The sequence below is a fragment of the Microbacterium sp. UBA1097 genome (assembly GCF_002313585.1).
Classification (GTDB): Bacteria; Actinomycetota; Actinomycetes; order Actinomycetales; family Microbacteriaceae; genus Microbacterium.
In genome coordinates this window covers 65797-80960 of record NZ_DCBW01000026.1, presented here as the reverse complement: position 1 = coordinate 80960, position 15164 = coordinate 65797, and the positions used below count along the sequence as shown (strand labels likewise).

16 protein-coding genes are annotated in these 15164 nt (G+C 66.0%); 2 read left to right on the top strand and 14 right to left on the bottom strand.

What is annotated here, in order from left to right; genetic code table 11:
* The 4 genes from B4F19_RS07210 to B4F19_RS07195 form a co-directional block, all read right to left on the bottom strand.
* On the bottom strand, nt 1-277 hold a 277-nt coding region (locus B4F19_RS07210; RefSeq protein WP_292733681.1), incomplete at its 3' end, for an alanine--tRNA ligase-related protein.
* A gap of 63 nt (nt 278-340) precedes the next feature.
* Nucleotides 341-637, bottom strand: coding sequence for an ATPase (locus tag B4F19_RS07205; RefSeq protein WP_228178755.1), 297 nt, complete (start codon nt 635-637; stop codon nt 341-343).
* Between the two features lie 161 nt (nt 638-798).
* Entirely contained in the window at nt 799-1428 is a 630-nt protein-coding gene (gene rpsD / locus B4F19_RS07200; RefSeq protein ID WP_228178756.1) for a 30S ribosomal protein S4, read from the bottom strand.
* A gap of 158 nt (nt 1429-1586) precedes the next feature.
* Nucleotides 1587-2951: a replication-associated recombination protein A gene (locus tag B4F19_RS07195; protein WP_292726672.1), complete on the bottom strand. Its 1365-nt coding sequence runs from the start codon at nt 2949-2951 to the stop codon at nt 1587-1589.
* A 124-nt stretch (nt 2952-3075) separates the two neighbouring features.
* On the opposite strand from B4F19_RS07195, the gene B4F19_RS07190 reads away from it, so the two are divergent.
* Both B4F19_RS07190 and B4F19_RS07185 read left to right on the top strand, forming a co-directional pair.
* Nucleotides 3076-4332, top strand: a complete 1257-nt coding sequence (locus B4F19_RS07190) for a DUF349 domain-containing protein (RefSeq protein ID WP_292733679.1) — start codon at nt 3076-3078, stop codon at nt 4330-4332.
* Between the two features lie 67 nt (nt 4333-4399).
* Nucleotides 4400-4948 (top strand): hypothetical protein, encoded by a 549-nt coding sequence (locus B4F19_RS07185; RefSeq protein ID WP_292733676.1) that lies wholly within the window; start codon nt 4400-4402, stop codon nt 4946-4948.
* On the opposite strand, the gene B4F19_RS07180 is transcribed toward B4F19_RS07185, so the two are convergent.
* The 10 genes from B4F19_RS07180 to pdxS form a co-directional block, all read right to left on the bottom strand.
* Complete coding sequence (locus tag B4F19_RS07180; protein WP_292726675.1) at nt 4935-7202, bottom strand: RelA/SpoT family protein; 2268 nt, start codon at nt 7200-7202, stop codon at nt 4935-4937. The two genes, B4F19_RS07185 and B4F19_RS07180, sit on opposite strands and share 14 nt — an antisense overlap.
* Nucleotides 7203-7254: 52 nt before the next feature.
* Nucleotides 7255-8244, bottom strand: coding sequence for a protein translocase subunit SecF (gene secF, locus B4F19_RS07175; RefSeq protein WP_228178765.1), 990 nt, complete (start codon nt 8242-8244; stop codon nt 7255-7257).
* Entirely contained in the window at nt 8244-9965 is a 1722-nt protein-coding gene (gene secD, locus B4F19_RS07170; protein WP_228178769.1) for a protein translocase subunit SecD, read from the bottom strand. The genes secF and secD overlap by 1 nt, the downstream gene beginning before the upstream one ends.
* A 20-nt stretch (nt 9966-9985) precedes the next feature.
* Nucleotides 9986-10438 carry a preprotein translocase subunit YajC gene (locus B4F19_RS07165; RefSeq protein ID WP_228178770.1) on the bottom strand — a complete coding sequence of 151 codons (453 nt, stop codon included), beginning with the start codon at nt 10436-10438 and terminating at the stop codon, nt 9986-9988.
* A gap of 67 nt (nt 10439-10505) precedes the next feature.
* Nucleotides 10506-11528 carry a Holliday junction branch migration DNA helicase RuvB gene (ruvB, locus tag B4F19_RS07160; RefSeq protein ID WP_292733673.1) on the bottom strand — a complete coding sequence of 341 codons (1023 nt, stop codon included), beginning with the start codon at nt 11526-11528 and terminating at the stop codon, nt 10506-10508.
* On the bottom strand, nt 11521-12132 hold the full coding sequence (gene ruvA, locus B4F19_RS07155; protein WP_292733670.1) for a Holliday junction branch migration protein RuvA: 612 nt from the start codon (nt 12130-12132) through the stop codon (nt 11521-11523). Before ruvA ends, ruvB begins: the two co-directional genes overlap by 8 nt.
* 78 nt (nt 12133-12210) lie before the next feature.
* Nucleotides 12211-12774 carry a crossover junction endodeoxyribonuclease RuvC gene (ruvC, locus tag B4F19_RS07150; RefSeq protein ID WP_228178773.1) on the bottom strand — a complete coding sequence of 188 codons (564 nt, stop codon included), beginning with the start codon at nt 12772-12774 and terminating at the stop codon, nt 12211-12213.
* A gap of 46 nt (nt 12775-12820) precedes the next feature.
* Nucleotides 12821-13579 (bottom strand): YebC/PmpR family DNA-binding transcriptional regulator, encoded by a 759-nt coding sequence (locus tag B4F19_RS07145; RefSeq protein WP_228178775.1) that lies wholly within the window; start codon nt 13577-13579, stop codon nt 12821-12823.
* Nucleotides 13580-13615: 36 nt separating this feature from the next.
* The gene (gene pdxT / locus B4F19_RS07140) at nt 13616-14218 is read right to left on the bottom strand and encodes a pyridoxal 5'-phosphate synthase glutaminase subunit PdxT (RefSeq protein WP_292726722.1); all 603 of its coding nucleotides are present in this window, start codon (nt 14216-14218) and stop codon (nt 13616-13618) included.
* Nucleotides 14212-15141: a pyridoxal 5'-phosphate synthase lyase subunit PdxS gene (pdxS, locus tag B4F19_RS07135; RefSeq protein ID WP_292726687.1), complete on the bottom strand. Its 930-nt coding sequence runs from the start codon at nt 15139-15141 to the stop codon at nt 14212-14214. Before pdxS ends, pdxT begins: the two co-directional genes overlap by 7 nt.
* Between the last annotated feature and the right edge of the window lie 23 nt (nt 15142-15164).

Sequence of the window (15164 nt, the reverse complement as noted above, 5' to 3'; positions counted from 1 at the left end):
CGAACGACCAGTTGCCGAGCATCTGGAAGAACGTGCCGTGGCGTGCGGTCTTGCCGACCTCTTCGATGTCGTTGGTGCGAATGCACTTCTGCACGTCAGCGGCGCGCGGATACGGTGCGGGAACGACGCCCGTCAGGTACGGAATGAACGGCACCATGCCCGCGACGGTGAACAGCAGCGACGGGTCGTCGGTGACAAGCGACGCACTCGGGACGATGACGTGATCGTTCTTCTCGAAGTAGTCGAGGTAGCGCTGCGCGATCTCAGCGGTCTTCATCGGGTTTCCTTTGCACAGGTGAACTGCACCGCCCGCGCGGGGCGATGCGAACACGCATGGAGATCAGTCAGTCAGCTTCTTGGCTGCGTCTTTTGCCGCGTCAGCGACGTCGCCCGCAGTATCCGTCACGGCGTCGGCCACAGTATCGACCGTCGACGATGCCGAGTCCACGGCGTCCTCGACGATTCCGACAATGCGAGCTTCCTGCTCGCGGTAGGCATCCGCGATGCGGTCGGTGAACTGCGAGATACGAGCATCCACCTCGGCGAGCAGTTCGTGTCCCCGTGGGTCTTTGTTGACGTAATGGGCGGCGACGAAACCCCCGGCAAGTCCCAGTGCGAACCACAGCAGGTTTTTCATGCGCTCACTCCCTTTCCGCGACGGCGGCTCATCCCATCGTAGGCGAGAACGGCGAAGGGCGCCGGGTCACCCCGACGCCCTTCGCGAACGTGCTTCTGCGGACCGCTTAGCGCGCCGCGTAACGGTGTTGTTGGCCGCTTCGCGGCTGTACTACGCGCCGCTTAGCGCGCCGCGTAGTACTCAACGACGAGCTGAACGTCACAGACCACGGGCACCTCGGCGCGCTTGGGGCGACGCACGAGACGGGCGTGGAGCTTGTCGAGCTCGACCTCGAGGTAGCCCGGAACCGGGGGCAGAACCTCGGCGTGTCCGCCGGCCGCGGCGACCTGGAACGGCTCGAGGCCTTCGCTCTTCTCCTTGACGTGGATGAGCTGGCCGGGTGCGACGCGGAACGAGGGGCGGTCCACGGTCTTGCCGTCGACGAGGATGTGGCGGTGCACCACGAGCTGACGAGCCTGCGCGGTCGTGCGGGCGAAGCCGGCACGAAGAACCAGCGCGTCCAGGCGCATCTCGAGCTGCTCGACGAGGTTCTCACCGGTCAGGCCGTCCTTGCGGCGGGCCTCGTTGAACGCGATGCGCAGCTGCTTCTCGCGGATGCCGTACTGCTCGCGCAGACGCTGCTTCTCGCGCAGGCGGACGGCGTAGTCGCTGTCGGCCTTGCGCTTGGTGCGGCCGTGCTCGCCCGGTGCATAGGGACGCTTCTCGAGGTAGCGAGCTGCCTTGGGGGTAAGTGCGACGCCGAGGGCGCGCGACATGCGCACCTTGCGGCGGTCCTGGGACTTCGTAGGCACGAAGGATTCCTTCCGATGACATGGCCGCGACTCTCGCGACTCATGGACGTATCCCGCACTCCCGCTTCGGTTCGCACGTCGCAGCGCACCGAAAGGTGATCTCGAGTGAGGGGATATCCGAAAACTCGGTTTCGAACCGAACTAGTCTACCAGAGCTCTCAGTCCCCGCCGGAAGCGGCGCCCGAGCCGGGCTCTTCCGGCCTGCCGAGGATGCGGCGGATTCGGCTCCACCGTGCCGCAATCTCCCGTTCTGCGCCACGGGAGGTCGGGCGATAGTAGCTGCGGTCGCGCAGCGCATCGGGAAGGTACTGTTGCGCGACCACGCCGCGCTCATCGTCATGCGGGTAGCGGTAACCCTTCCCGTGTCCGAGCCGCGCGGCTCCCGGGTAGTGCGCGTCCCGCAGGTGCGGCGGGACTCTGCCGCCACCGCCCTGGCGCACGTCGGCGATCGCGGCATCGATCGCCAGATACGCGGCGTTCGATTTGGCCGTGGTCGCGAGGTACACCGTCGCCTCAGCAAGCGGAATACGTCCCTCGGGGAAGCCGATCAGTTGAACCGCGTCGGCTGCCGCAACCGCGAGCGGGAGGGCCTGCGGATCTGCGAGACCAATGTCCTCGGCGGCCGAGATGATCAGACGACGTGCGATAAAGCGGGGGTCCTCCCCCGCCTCGATCATGCGCGCAAGATAGTGCAGCGCGGCATCCGGATCCGACCCGCGGATCGACTTGATGAACGCGCTGATGACGTCGTAGTGCTCGTCGCCCTGACGGTCATATCGAAGGAGCGCCCGGTCCACCGCCTGCGCGACGTGCTCGGCGGTGATCGTGCCGGCTGCCCCGTCGGCTTCCGGTTCGGCGAGGGACGCCGCTGCCTCCAGGGCGGTAAGGGCGCGGCGGGCGTCACCGGAAGCGAGCCGCACGAGTGCAGCGCGTGCTTCGTCGGTCAGGGCCACGGCACCGGCAAGTCCGCGCGCATCCGACACCGCCCGGTCGATGAGTTCGGCGAGATCGGCATCCGTCAGCGGCTGCAGCGTCAGCAGCAGCGACCTGGACAGCAACGGCGAGATGACCGAGAACGACGGATTCTCCGTGGTTGCGGCGATCAGGACGACCCAACCGTTCTCGACGCCAGGCAGCAACGCGTCCTGTTGCGCTTTGGTGAATCGGTGGATCTCGTCGAGGAAGAGGATCGTGGAGGTTCCGTACAGGTCGCGCTGCGTCAGAGCGTCCTGCATCACCTCGCGCACATCCTTGACTCCGGCGGTGACAGCCGACAGCTCGACGAAGCGGCGACCGGATGAGCGCGCGACAGCCTGGGCGAGAGTGGTCTTGCCGGTCCCCGGCGGACCCCAAAGGATGACGGATGTCGCCGCTCGCGCGCCACCATCGGGATCCGCGAGCACGACAAGCGGCGCACCCGGCCGCAGCAGGTGCTGCTGTCCGGCGACCTCGTCGAGGGACGTGGGTCTCATCCGCACCGGCAGCGGGGTTTGCCCGGAGAAGAGCCCCGCCGTGTTCGCCATGGGATCCAGGCTAGCCGCGCACGACGACATCGCCGCCGCATCCGAGCCTGGCCGCGGAGGCGCTCCGTATTAGGCTTAAGCGTCCATCCCCCGCAGGCGGCTTCGCCGCATTGAGGTGCCTTCCGTGTCAGACACAGCTTCGTCCTCCACCCCCGTCGAACAGCCCTGGGGCCGCGTCGATGACGACGGCACGGTTTCGGTTCGCGAAGGCGACCAGTGGCGCGTCGTCGGTCAATACCCTGACGGCACCGCTGAAGAGGCTCTGGCCTACTACGAGCGGAAATTCTCTGATCTCGCCTCCGAGGTCACACTCCTGGAAGTTCGCCACCGCCGCGGTGGTGCCAGCGCCGCGGACCTGCGTGCGACAGCTGCGACCCTCAGCGGGAAGATCTCGGGAGCGTCAGCTGTCGGCGACCTCGCAGCGCTGAGCGCCCGGGTCGAGGCTCTCACCGCGTCGCTGACCGAAGCGAGCGCCGCCGAGGCCGCTCAGGCTCGGGAGGCCGTGGATGCCGCGATTGCCGAGCGGACACGGCTCGTCGAGCAGGCCGAAGCGATCGCCGCGCGCGACCCCAAGACCGTGCAGTGGAAGACGGCCTCGGCCGAGATGAGCTCGCTGTTCGACCAGTGGCAGTCTCACCAGCAGAACGGTCCGCACCTTCCCAAGTCGATCTCGCAGTCGCTGTGGAAGAGATTCCGAGACGCGCGGGCAGCTGTCGACAAGCACCGCCGCGAGTTCTATGCCGAGCTCGATGAGGCGCACAAGGCAGTTCGTGAGCGTAAGAACCGTCTGGTTGAGCGCGCAGAGGCGCTCGCGCCGCGCGGCGAAGACGGCATCGGCGCCTACCGTGACCTGCTGAACGAGTGGAAAGCTGCGGGCCGCGCCGGCAAGAAGGTCGACGACGCACTATGGGCTCGGTTCAAAGCTGCCGGGGACGCGCTCTATTCGGCACGGGCGGGTCGTGAGGCTGCGGAGGTCGAGGCATCGAAAGAGAAGATCGACGCCAAGCGGGAACTCCTCGAGCGGGCACGCCCGATTCTCGACATGTCAGACCTTGCCGCTGCGCGCAGCGCCCTCACCGCGATTCAGCGGTCGTGGGATGACATCGGTCGCATCTTTCCGCGCGATCAGGAGCGTGCCCTCGATGATGAGCTGCGCAAGATCGAAGTGTCGGTCCGTGCGCGCGAGGACGCCGAGTGGACGCGGAACAATCCCGAGACCACGGCACGTGCCAACGACATGACCCGCCAGCTGTATGACGCGATCACCAAGCTCGAGGCGGAGCTTGCCGAGGCCACCGCACGTAAGGACCAGCGGGCGATCAAGCAGGCAAGCGAGGCTCTCGAGGCCCGGCGCGCCTGGCTCCGCGCGGTCGAGGGCTGACCGGGACTTCTCCACAGACTGACAACAGCGCACCGGCGAGTGAGTCGACCGGAGGCAGACTGCGGGGATGACCTCGCCGTTTCTGTACTTCGTCGATGAGCGACTCTCGCTGGCGGAGCTGTCTGCCGCACGCCTCGACGGGCACCTCATCGAGATCGACGCCGCCTATATGCCGGCAGACACCGTGGAAACGCCCAGCGCGCGGGCAGCGTCTCTGGGGCCCTTGCTTCGCGATCTCATGGCGGCGACTCACCTCTCGGCAGCATGGGTGCACGGTGTCATCAGTGAGCCGCCCTGCCGGCATACCGTGCAGCGAGCGGTGCCGCATCGCATCCACGGCGTCATCCATCGCCGACTCCACTATCGAGACCCGTACCTGCCCGCCAGCGACCTCTACCGGATCGGCGGGGTGCTGGTCACGTCTCCGGCGCGGACGGTCGCCGACCTTGCTCGCGTGGGTGACGCCGACCACCGGACAGCTCTCGACGGCTTTGCGCGAGACCCCGCGACGATCCGGGCAGGCATCGACTGGCTAGAGCACGCCGGCACCGTTCCGCACAAGGTGCGAGCCCTCGACCTGTTGCGTTCCCGCAGCGCTGAACCTACGAGGACGTGACCCGGTAGACGTCGTAGACGGCATCGATGCGGCGGACCGCATTGAGGACGCGGTCAAGGTGGACGATGTCGCCCATCTCGAACACGAAGCGGCTAATCGCCAGACGGTCGTTCGTGGTGGATACGGATGCAGAGAGGATGTTCACGTGGTGTTCGCTGAGTACGCGAGTCACGTCACTGAGCAGCCCTGAACGGTCGAGGGCTTCGACTTGGATCTGCACCAGGAACACACTCTTGGTCGTCGGGGCCCACTCCACATCGATGAGGCGTTCGGGGTCCGAGCGCAGCGATGCCACGTTCGTGCAGTCAGCTCGGTGCACGGAGACACCGCTTCCCCGCGTCACGAACCCGAGGATCTCGTCGCCGGGCACCGGCGTGCAGCACTTCGCGAGCTTGACGAGGATGTCGGGTGCACCGCGCACGAGAACGCCCGAGTCACCGGCGCGCGGCTGACGCGAGCGCCCGACGTGCGGGAGGTCGATCGGCCCCGTGGCCGTGTCGTTCGATGCGCTGACGAGCGCCGTGACCTTCTCGATGACCGACTGCGTCGAGACATGGCCTTCGCCGACAGCCGCGTACAGTGCTGATACGCCTTCGTAACGCAGTCCGTCAGCTACTTCGCTGAGCGTGTCCTGGTTCATCAGTCGCTGCAGCGGCAGGTTCTGGCGTCGCATCGCGCGCGCGATCGACTCCTTGCCCTGTTCGATTGCCTCTTCGCGCCGCTCCTTCGTGAACCATCCCCGGATCTTGCTGCGAGCTCTGGTGCTCTTGACAAAGCTCAGCCAGTCCTGGCTTGGCCCGGCATCCGGGTTCTTCGAGGTGAACACCTCGACGACGTCCCCGCTCTTGAGCTCGGACTCGAGGGGAACGAGCCGCCCGTTGACTTTCGCGCCCATCGTGCGGTGACCGACTTCGGTGTGCACTGCGTAGGCGAAGTCGACCGGCGTCGCGCCCGCCGGAAGTCCGATCACGCGCCCCTTGGGGGTGAAGACGTAAACCTCTTTCGCGCCGATCTCAAAGCGCAGCGAATCGAGGAACTCTCCCGGGTCGGCGGTTTCTGCCTGCCAATCCGAAATCCGCGCGAGCCACGCGAGATCTGCGTCGACGGCTTTGTCGTCGATCTTCCCGCCGGCCATCCGCTCCTTGTACTTCCAGTGGGCTGCCACACCGTACTCGGCCTGCTGGTGCATCTCGTGGGTGCGAATCTGGATCTCGACGGTGCGACCCTCCGGTCCGATCACCGTCGTGTGAAGCGACTGGTAGAGGTTGAACTTCGGGGTGGCGATGTAGTCCTTGAACCGCCCGGGCAACGGCGTCCACCGGGCATGAATCGCACCCAGCACGGCGTAGCAGTCCCGCACCGACGCGACCAGAATGCGGATGCCGATGAGGTCGTAGATGTCGTCGAACTCGCGACCCCGCACCACCATCTTCTGATAGACGGAGTACAGCTGCTTCGGGCGACCGAGTACGCGCCCGCGGATACGCAACTCGCGCAGATCGGTGTCGACGGCGTCGATGACGTTCTGCAGGTACTTATCGCGCTGCGGGGTGCGCTGCTTGACCAGGCTCTCGATCTCGGCGTAGAGCTTCGGATGCAGAACAGCGAACGACAGGTCCTCGAGCTCGGACTTGATGGTCTGGATACCGAGGCGATGCGCGAGTGGTGCGTAGATCTCGAGCGTCTCGGTGGCCTTCTTGCGGGCCTTCTCGGGAGGGACGAAGCCCCACGTCCGTGCGTTGTGCAACCGGTCAGCGAGTTTGATGAGCAGGACACGGATGTCGCGCGACATCGCGACGATCATCTTGCGTACGGTTTCTGCCTGCGCGCTCTCGCCGTACTTGACCTTGTCGAGCTTGGTCACCCCGTCGACGAGCATCGCCACCTCGTCGCCGAACTCCGCGGCGAGGGCATCGAGCGAGTAACCGGTGTCTTCGACGGTGTCGTGCAGAAGGGCGGCCGCCACAGCCTTGGGGCCAAGGCCCAGATCGGCGAGGATTTGGGCCACAGCCAGCGGATGCGTGATGTAGGGCTCGCCGCTCTGACGCTTCTGTCCCGAATGGGCGCGATCGGCGATCGCGTAGGCGCGCTCGATGATCGCCAGATCACCCTTGGGATGGTGCGTGCGGACGGTGCGCAAGAGCTTCTCGACATCGTCGCGACGTGCGGCACGCGAGAAGATGCGCGGCACGAGCCTCAGCAACGACGAGGACCCTGGAGGCACGCTCTGGGCGGGCGGGACTGTCTCGGTCACCCGGTAGCCCTCCCTTCGCTGGAGCCCATATCCTACGCTGCGCTAGGGGCGATCAGGCCGAAGCTACCGCCTGTTCGCGGGCGGCGAGGACCCGCTCATCGCGCTGACGGATGGCCGGCTCGCCCTCACGGAACAGCGAGAACAGCGGCGCCGCGACGAACAGCGTCGAATAGGCCGCAACGATGATTCCCACGAAGATCGACAGTGAGATGTCGCTCAGCGTCTCGGCTCCGAGCCAGAACGCCCCGATGAACAGGATCGCGCCGACCGGCAGGATCGCCACGACTGTCGTGTTGATCGAGCGGACCAGCGTCTGGTTCACTGCCAGGTTCACCGACTCGCCGAAGGTGCGGCCCGATATCTCGCCGTCTTCCGAGGTGTTCTCCCGGATCTTGTCGAACACGACTGTCGTGTCATAGAGCGAATACGCGAGAATCGTGAGGAACCCGATCACTGCGGCAGGCGATATCTCGAAACCGAACAGCGCATAGATCCCCACCGTGATCACCAGCACGTCGACGAGGCCGATGATTGCTGCCGCAGACATCTTCCAGGTGCGGAAGTACAGCGCGAGGATGATGAAGGTCAGCGCGAGGAAGATGGCCAGACCCCAGAGCGACTGGCGCGTGACGTCCTGTCCCCAGCTCGGGCCGATGAACGACGTGGTCACCTCGCTCGCGTCGACGCTGTACGCCTCGGCGAGTGCTGCAGCGACATCGCGCGTCTCGGCATCCGTCATCTGATCGGTCTGGACGCGGATCGTGTCGGCACCGACTGTCGCGACCTTCGTCGTCGCGCCCGGCACGACCGACTGCACTGCTTCGGTGGCGATGAGCTGGTCGGTGCTGGTGGCACCCGAAACGGTGAACTGGGAGCCCCCGGTGAATTCGATCGAGAACTGAATCGGCCTGATGAAAGGCACAAGTGCCGAACCGATGACGAGGATCGCGGCGATGATGAACCACAGCCGCCGCTTGCCGACGAAGGGGAAGGACGTCTTCCCGCTGTACAGGTCGTTTCCGAGCTGGTTGAGGGAGCGCATCAGGGGGTGTCCTCTCCCTCGGTGGTCTGGCTAGAGCCGGACGTGCGGGACTCGGCAAGCTTGCGCTCGGCGATCGTCTGGCGGCGCGCGGCCTCACCTTTGGAGCGAGACGCCCGCTTCTCGGCGGCTGTCTTTGGCGCCACGACCGGCGCGCGGAACTGTGCCCGCCCGCGGTAGACGGCGCCCAGGGCGTCGGGATCGAGGCCCGAAAGCGGGTGGCCGGATGAGAAGAATCTCGTGCGGGCCAGCAGCTGCATCACGGGGTGCGTGAAGATGATGAAGATCAAAACGTCGATCGCGGTCGTGAGGCCGAGGGTGAAGGCGAAACCCTTCACCGTTGCGTCGGCCAGGATGTAGAGCACGACCGCCGCGAGAATGTTGATCGACTTCGAGATGTAGATCGTGCGCTTCGCTCGCGACCAACCGTCTTCGACGGCGCCGGTGATCGACTTGCCGTCGCGCAATTCGTCTCTAATGCGTTCGAAGTACACGATGAACGAGTCAGCGGTGAACCCGATCGACACGATCAGACCCGCGACACCGGCGAGCGAGAGCCGGAAGCCCATGCGCCAGCCAAGGATCAGCAGCATCACGTACGTGAGCACCGCCATCACGACGAGGGAGGCGATGATCACGAACCCGAGGGCGCGGTAGACGATGAGCGAGTAGATGGCGACCAGGGCCAGGCCGATAAGGCCCGCGATCAACCCGATCTGCAGCTGCTGGGACCCGAGGGTTGCCGAGATCGTGTCAGAGCTCACGACGACGAAGCTCAGCGGTAGCGCACCGTACTTCAGCTGGTCGGCAAGGACCTTTGCGGACTCCTGCGTGAAGCTGCCGCTGATGCTCGGGCGTCCGTCGAGGATCTGCGCATTCATCGACGGAGCGGTCAGGACGTAGCCGTCGAGGACGAAGGCGAACTGGTCGAGCGGCGGCGTCGCTCCGAAGAGCCGCTGGCTGATCTGCCCGAAGGTCTCAGTCCCGGACTCGTTGAACTGCAGGTTCACGACCCATCGACCGGAAGTCTGCTCGAGTCCGCTCGTCGCGTCGACGATCGATGACCCGTCCAACTCCACCGGTCCGAGGATGTACTTGACCGTTCCCGATGCGTCACACGTGATGAGTGGCTCATCAGTGGGCGCGTTCGCGGGATCGTTGTCCGGGTTCGCACAGTCGTACGCAAGAAACTCCGCCTGCAATGCCGGCGTGATCCAGTTGGTGTCGCTCCCGCTGGTGGGCTCCACTGTCGGCGTCGACTCGAGGCTGGGGTCCGGCGTCGGATACGGGGTGGACTCGCCGTCCTCGCCGATGAACGACGTGGCAGGCGACCCCGTGTACAGCACAGCTCGCAGCTGCAGCTGCGCGGAGGCCTCGATCCTCTGCCGGGTCTGCTCGTCTGCCTCGCCCGGGATCTGCACGACGATGTTCTTGCCACCCTCTGTGGTGACCTCAGCTTCGCCGACACCCGAGGCGTCGACACGCTGGCGGATGATCGTGACAGCCTGATTCATCTGCTCGGCCGACGGGTCAGCACCGTCCGCGGTCTGCGCTTCGAGAATGATCTGGGTGCCGCCCTGCAGGTCCAGGGCGAGCTCCGGTGCCCATGAACTTGCGTTGAACACATAGACGCCCAGGGCGTTGATACCGAACAGAACCGCCGTGATTGTCAGCAGACCGGTGAGGGCCCGCCAGGCACGGCGAACAGGAGTGGATGCAGCCACGGGATGCTTTCCAGAAAGGGTCAGGCGTTGGGCTTGGTGTCGCCGTCGCGCCCGTCGGCGTCGGTCTCGGCGGCCGGCTCCGCGTCCGTGGTCACAGCATCCGAGGACTCGCCGTCGTGGGTCTCGTGATAGTTGTCGACGATGTCGTCGAAACCGTCGTCGGTTTCGTCCTCAACCTCGTCAGCGGGCGTGATGATCCGCAGAATCGCCTGGCTGTGGACCTTGATGTCGACGCCGGGCGCGATCTCGACAACCGCAGGCTGGTCGAGATTGTCGGGGTCGAACTCGACGATGGTGCCGTACAGGCCGCCCTGCAGCAGCACCTCGGCGCCGGGAACGGTCTGGCGCGCCTTCTGTGCCTGCTCCTCGCGCTGCTTCTTCATGCGGCGGCTGGAGTTCCAGAACATGAACACCAGGAGGGCGCCCAGCAGGATGAGCAGGCCGTAGTTGAGGAAGAAATCCTGGAAGTTCATGAAGAAGGGCGCCTTTCGGGTGCGGCCGCGCAGACGTCGGGCCGCGTGGGGTCAAAGCCTCCAGGAATTATAGGTCATCGAATCTCAGCGTCTGATCGGCATGACGTACACCGAGGTGCGCGTAGGCGTCAGGAGTCGCAACGCGGCCGCGGGGGGTGCGGCCCATGAAGCCGATGCGCACGAGGTAGGGCTCGATCACAGACTCGATCGTGTCGGCTTCCTCGCCGACGGTCACGGCGAGAGTGTTGAGTCCGACGGGACCGCCATGGAACCGGCGCACGAGCGCCTCCAGGACGGCGCGATCAAGTCGGTCAAGGCCAATCGCGTCAACGTCGTACAGGTCGAGGGCGGCGTCTACGGATGCCGCAGAGGCGCTGCCACCGTGGACGACGACGTAGTCGCGGACCCGCCGTAGCAGCCGGTTCGCGATGCGCGGTGTCCCTCGTGAGCGCCGGGCGATCTCGGCGCGAGACTCGGCTGGCAGCGGAACGTCCAGCATCCGCGCCGATCGCTCGAGGACCCGCTCCAGTTCTTCGGGCTCGTAATACTCCAGGTGCGCTGTGAAGCCGAACCGATCTCGCAGCGGATTCGGGAGCAGGCCCGCGCGCGTCGTGGCGCCCACGAGCGTGAACGGGGCCAGATCGAGAGGGATGCTCGTGGCACCGGCGCCTTTGCCGACCATGATGTCGATCCGAAAATCCTCCATGGCGAGGTAGAGCATCTCTTCGGCAGAGCGAGCCATGCGATGGATTTCATCGATGAAGAGCACTTCACCGGGAGTCAAGCTCGAGAGCAGAGCCGCGAGATCGCCGGCGTGCTGGATCGCCGGTCCGCTCGACATCCGCAGCGGCCGCTCGCTCTCGTGGGCGACGATCATGGCGAGTGTCGTCTTGCCCAGACCCGGAGGGCCTGCCAGCAGGATGTGGTCGGCGGGGCGCTGTTGGAGGCGCGCCGCGTCGAGCAGGAGCTGCAGCTGTCCCCTCACTTTCGTCTGACCGACGAACTCCGCGAGGGATGACGGTCGCAATGCCCCTTCGAGTGCGAGCTCGGACTCATCCTTCGAAGGCGCCGGATCGGTCAGGTCATCCACGCATCGGCTCCTTCCTCGCCGGGCCGAGTTCGGCCAGTGCACGGCGCAGCAGGTCCTGCACGGATGCCTCTTCGGCCGCGTCCTCGAGAACTGTCGCCGCCACCTCGGAGGCATGACGTTCGGGCCACCCGAGTCCTGTCAGCGCCGCGGTCACCGCATCGGCTCGGTTGTCGGTGACGGATGCCGCGCGCGAGGCCACGGCGGGAGCGATGACCTTCCCCGTCAGGTGGAGCACGATCAGTTTCGCGGTCTTGGGACCGATTCCCGACACTCGCCGGAAGGGGGCGTCGTCTTCGGCGGCGACGGCCGCGGCGATCTGATCGACCGACATGGCGCTGAGGACCCCCAACGCCGACTTGGGGCCGACGCCGGTCACACCGACCAGATGCAGGAACGTCGTCAGCTCGTCTCGGGTCTCGAAGCCCACGAGGCTCAGTGCGTCCTCTCGGACGATCAACGATGTGTGCAGGAACAGCGGTTCACCGACTCGCGCCGCGCGGGCGACGTCGGGCGTCACGGCGACGTTGAGTCCCACTCCCCCGACTTCGATCACCACCGAGTCCAGGTCGGCGTAGCCGACGACGCCCCGCACTGACGAAATCATCGTGCTCCTTCCGTTCGGCGCGGCCCGCGCCTCAGAGCAGGCTATGCGGCGAATCGGACATTTGTTCGAGCGACACGCTCAGACCCGAGCGCGCCGCTCGGCATCCCGCCAGGCCTGCTGCGCCTTGGTCAGCGAGCCGCCGGTCGCCGCGCGCGCCTGAGGAGCGCCGCGCCACGCATGACACAGAGCGAGCGCCAGGGCGTCGGCGGCGTCTGCAGGCTGCGGGAGGACATCCAGCCGCAGGATGCGCGCCACCATCGTCTGCACTTGGCGTTTGTCGGCGCTGCCGTACCCGGTGATCGCGGCCTTGACCTCGGTCGGGGTGTGCGTAGCCGCCGGAAGACCCCGCTCGCCCGCGAGCATCAACGCGATACCGCTGGCCTGCGCAGTACCCATGACCGTGCTCCGATTGTGCTGGGCGAACACGCGCTCCACCGCAACGACATCGGGCCGATGCGAATCCAGGATCTCGCGGATGCCGGACGCGATGCCGGCGAGCCTCAGCTCGATGGCGAGGTCGGCATCCGTCCGGATCACGCCGACATGGACAAGTGCCGCAGAGCGGTCGGCAGCGACATCCACGACACCCACGCCGCAGCGGGTGAGGCCGGGATCGATTCCGAGCACGCGAACAGTCGCCACCCGGTAACGCTAGGCGCGACGAGCGGCGGTGCCCAGAAGGCGCGCCCTACTCGTCGTTCTCGAGCTCGGCCTGGACCTCGGCCGACAGGTCGAAGTTGCTGTAGACGTTCTGGACGTCGTCGCTGTCTTCGAGAGCGTCGATGATCCGGAAAACCTTGCGTGCAGTGTCGGCGTCGACCTCGACCTTGAGCGAGGGAACGAACTCGACATCCGCCGACTCGTAGTCAAGGCCCGCCTCCTGCAGCGCCGAACGCACGGCGACGAGGTCGGATGCCTCGGTGATGACTTCGAATCCCTGAGCGTGCGGCTCGATCTCCTCGGCCCCTGCCTCGAGTGCCGCCATCATGACGTCGTCTTCTGTGGTGCCCTCACCCGAGACGACGATGACTCCCTTGCGGTGGAAGTTGTAGGCGACTGACCCGGGGTCTGCCAGCGTTCCTCCGTTGCGCGAGAGCGCTGTGCGCACTTCGGCTGCCGCGCGGTTCTTGTTGTCGGTCAGACACTCGATCATGAGGGCCACGCCGCTCGGTCCGTAGCCTTCGTAGAGGATCGTCTGGTATTCGACGGCGTCGCCCGAGATGCCTGCACCGCGCTTGATTGCGCGGTCGATGTTGTCATTGGGAACCGAGGTCTTCTTCGCCTTCTGCACGGCGTCGTACAGCGTGGGGTTACCAGCGAGATCGGCACCGCCGAGCTTGGCTGCGACTTCGATGTTCTTGATGAGTTTGGCGAACGACTTGGCACGACGCGCGTCGATGACGGCCTTCTTGTGCTTGGTCGTCGCCCACTTGGAGTGGCCGGACATGCGCTCGATTCTATCGGCCGCGTGAAGCGTGCTCCGTCAGGCTGCCGAGCGCACGGCGCGCAGAAACAACTCGTGGAACCGCGTCTCGCCGGTCACCTCGGGGTGGAACGAGGTTCCGAGCAGGGCACCCTGGCGGACGGCGACCACACGGTCGTCGTCGAGGGATGCCACGACCTCGGCTCGCTCCCCGACCTGCTCGACCAGCGGCGCACGGATGAAGACCGCGTGCACCGCTGGCTCGCCGAAGACTGGCACATCGATGTCAGTTTCGAACGAGTCGACCTGGCTTCCGAACGCGTTGCGGCGCACGATGACGTCCAGGCCACCAAATGTCTGCTGACCATCGATGCCATCGATGATGTCGTCGGCCAAGAGGATCAGGCCGGCGCACGTGCCGTACATCGGCATCCCGGCCTCTCGCGCCGCGATGATCGGCTCACGCATCCCGAAGGCTCGGGACAACTTGTCGATCACGCTGGACTCGCCGCCGGGGAGGACCAGCCCGTCGACAGCGGCGAGTTCCTCGGGTCGGCGCACGACGGAAACCTCGACGTCGAGGCCGCGCAGCACCGCCACATGCTCGCGCACATCGCCCTGGAGGGCGAGCACACCGACATGCGGACGGGTAGTGCTCACCAGCCCCGCTCGGCGAGGCGATGGGGTGCCGGAAGGTCGGCGACGTTGATGCCGACCATCGCTTCGCCGAGGCCCCGGGACACGTCCGCGATGACCTTCGCGTCGTCATGGAAGGTCGTCGCCTTCACGATCGCCGCCGCGCGCTCCGCCGGATTCCCGGACTTGAAGATGCCCGATCCGACGAAGACGCCGTCGGCCCCGAGCTGCATCATCATCGCGGCATCCGCGGGCGTAGCAACGCCCCCAGCGACGAAGAGCACGACCGGCAGCGTTCCGGTCTCAGCGATCTCGGCGACGAGCTCGTACGGAGCCTGAAGTTCCTTGGCGGCGACGTACAGCTCATCCTTGGAGAGCGCACCGAGTGCGGCGATCTCGCCCTTGATCTTGCGGATGTGCTTCATGGCCTCAGAGACGTCACCGGTGCCGGCTTCGCCCTTCGAGCGGATCATCGCGGCGCCCTCGTTGATACGGCGCAGAGCCTCACCGAGGTTCGTGGCACCGCACACGAAAGGCACCGTGAAACCCCACTTGTCGATGTGGTTGACGTAGTCGGCGGGCGAGAGTACCTCGGATTCGTCGATGTAATCCACGCCGAGCTCCTGCAGCACCTGAGCTTCGACGAAGTGCCCGATCCGCGCCTTGGCCATGACCGGGATCGACACCGCCTCGATGATGCCGTCGATCATGTCGGGGTCGCTCATGCGCGACACGCCGCCCTGCGCGCGGATGTCAGCGGGCACCCGCTCCAGGGCCATCACCGCGACGGCGCCCGCGTCCTCGGCGACCTTCGCCTGGTCGGGGGTGACGACGTCCATGATGACGCCGCCCTTGAGCATTTCGGCGAGCCCGCGCTTGACGCGAGACGAACCGGTGGTGGATGCGGACACGAGGATCCCTTCGTCTTGACCTATGCCAAAACCTAGCATGTCCCACCGCTTAGACTCGTCGG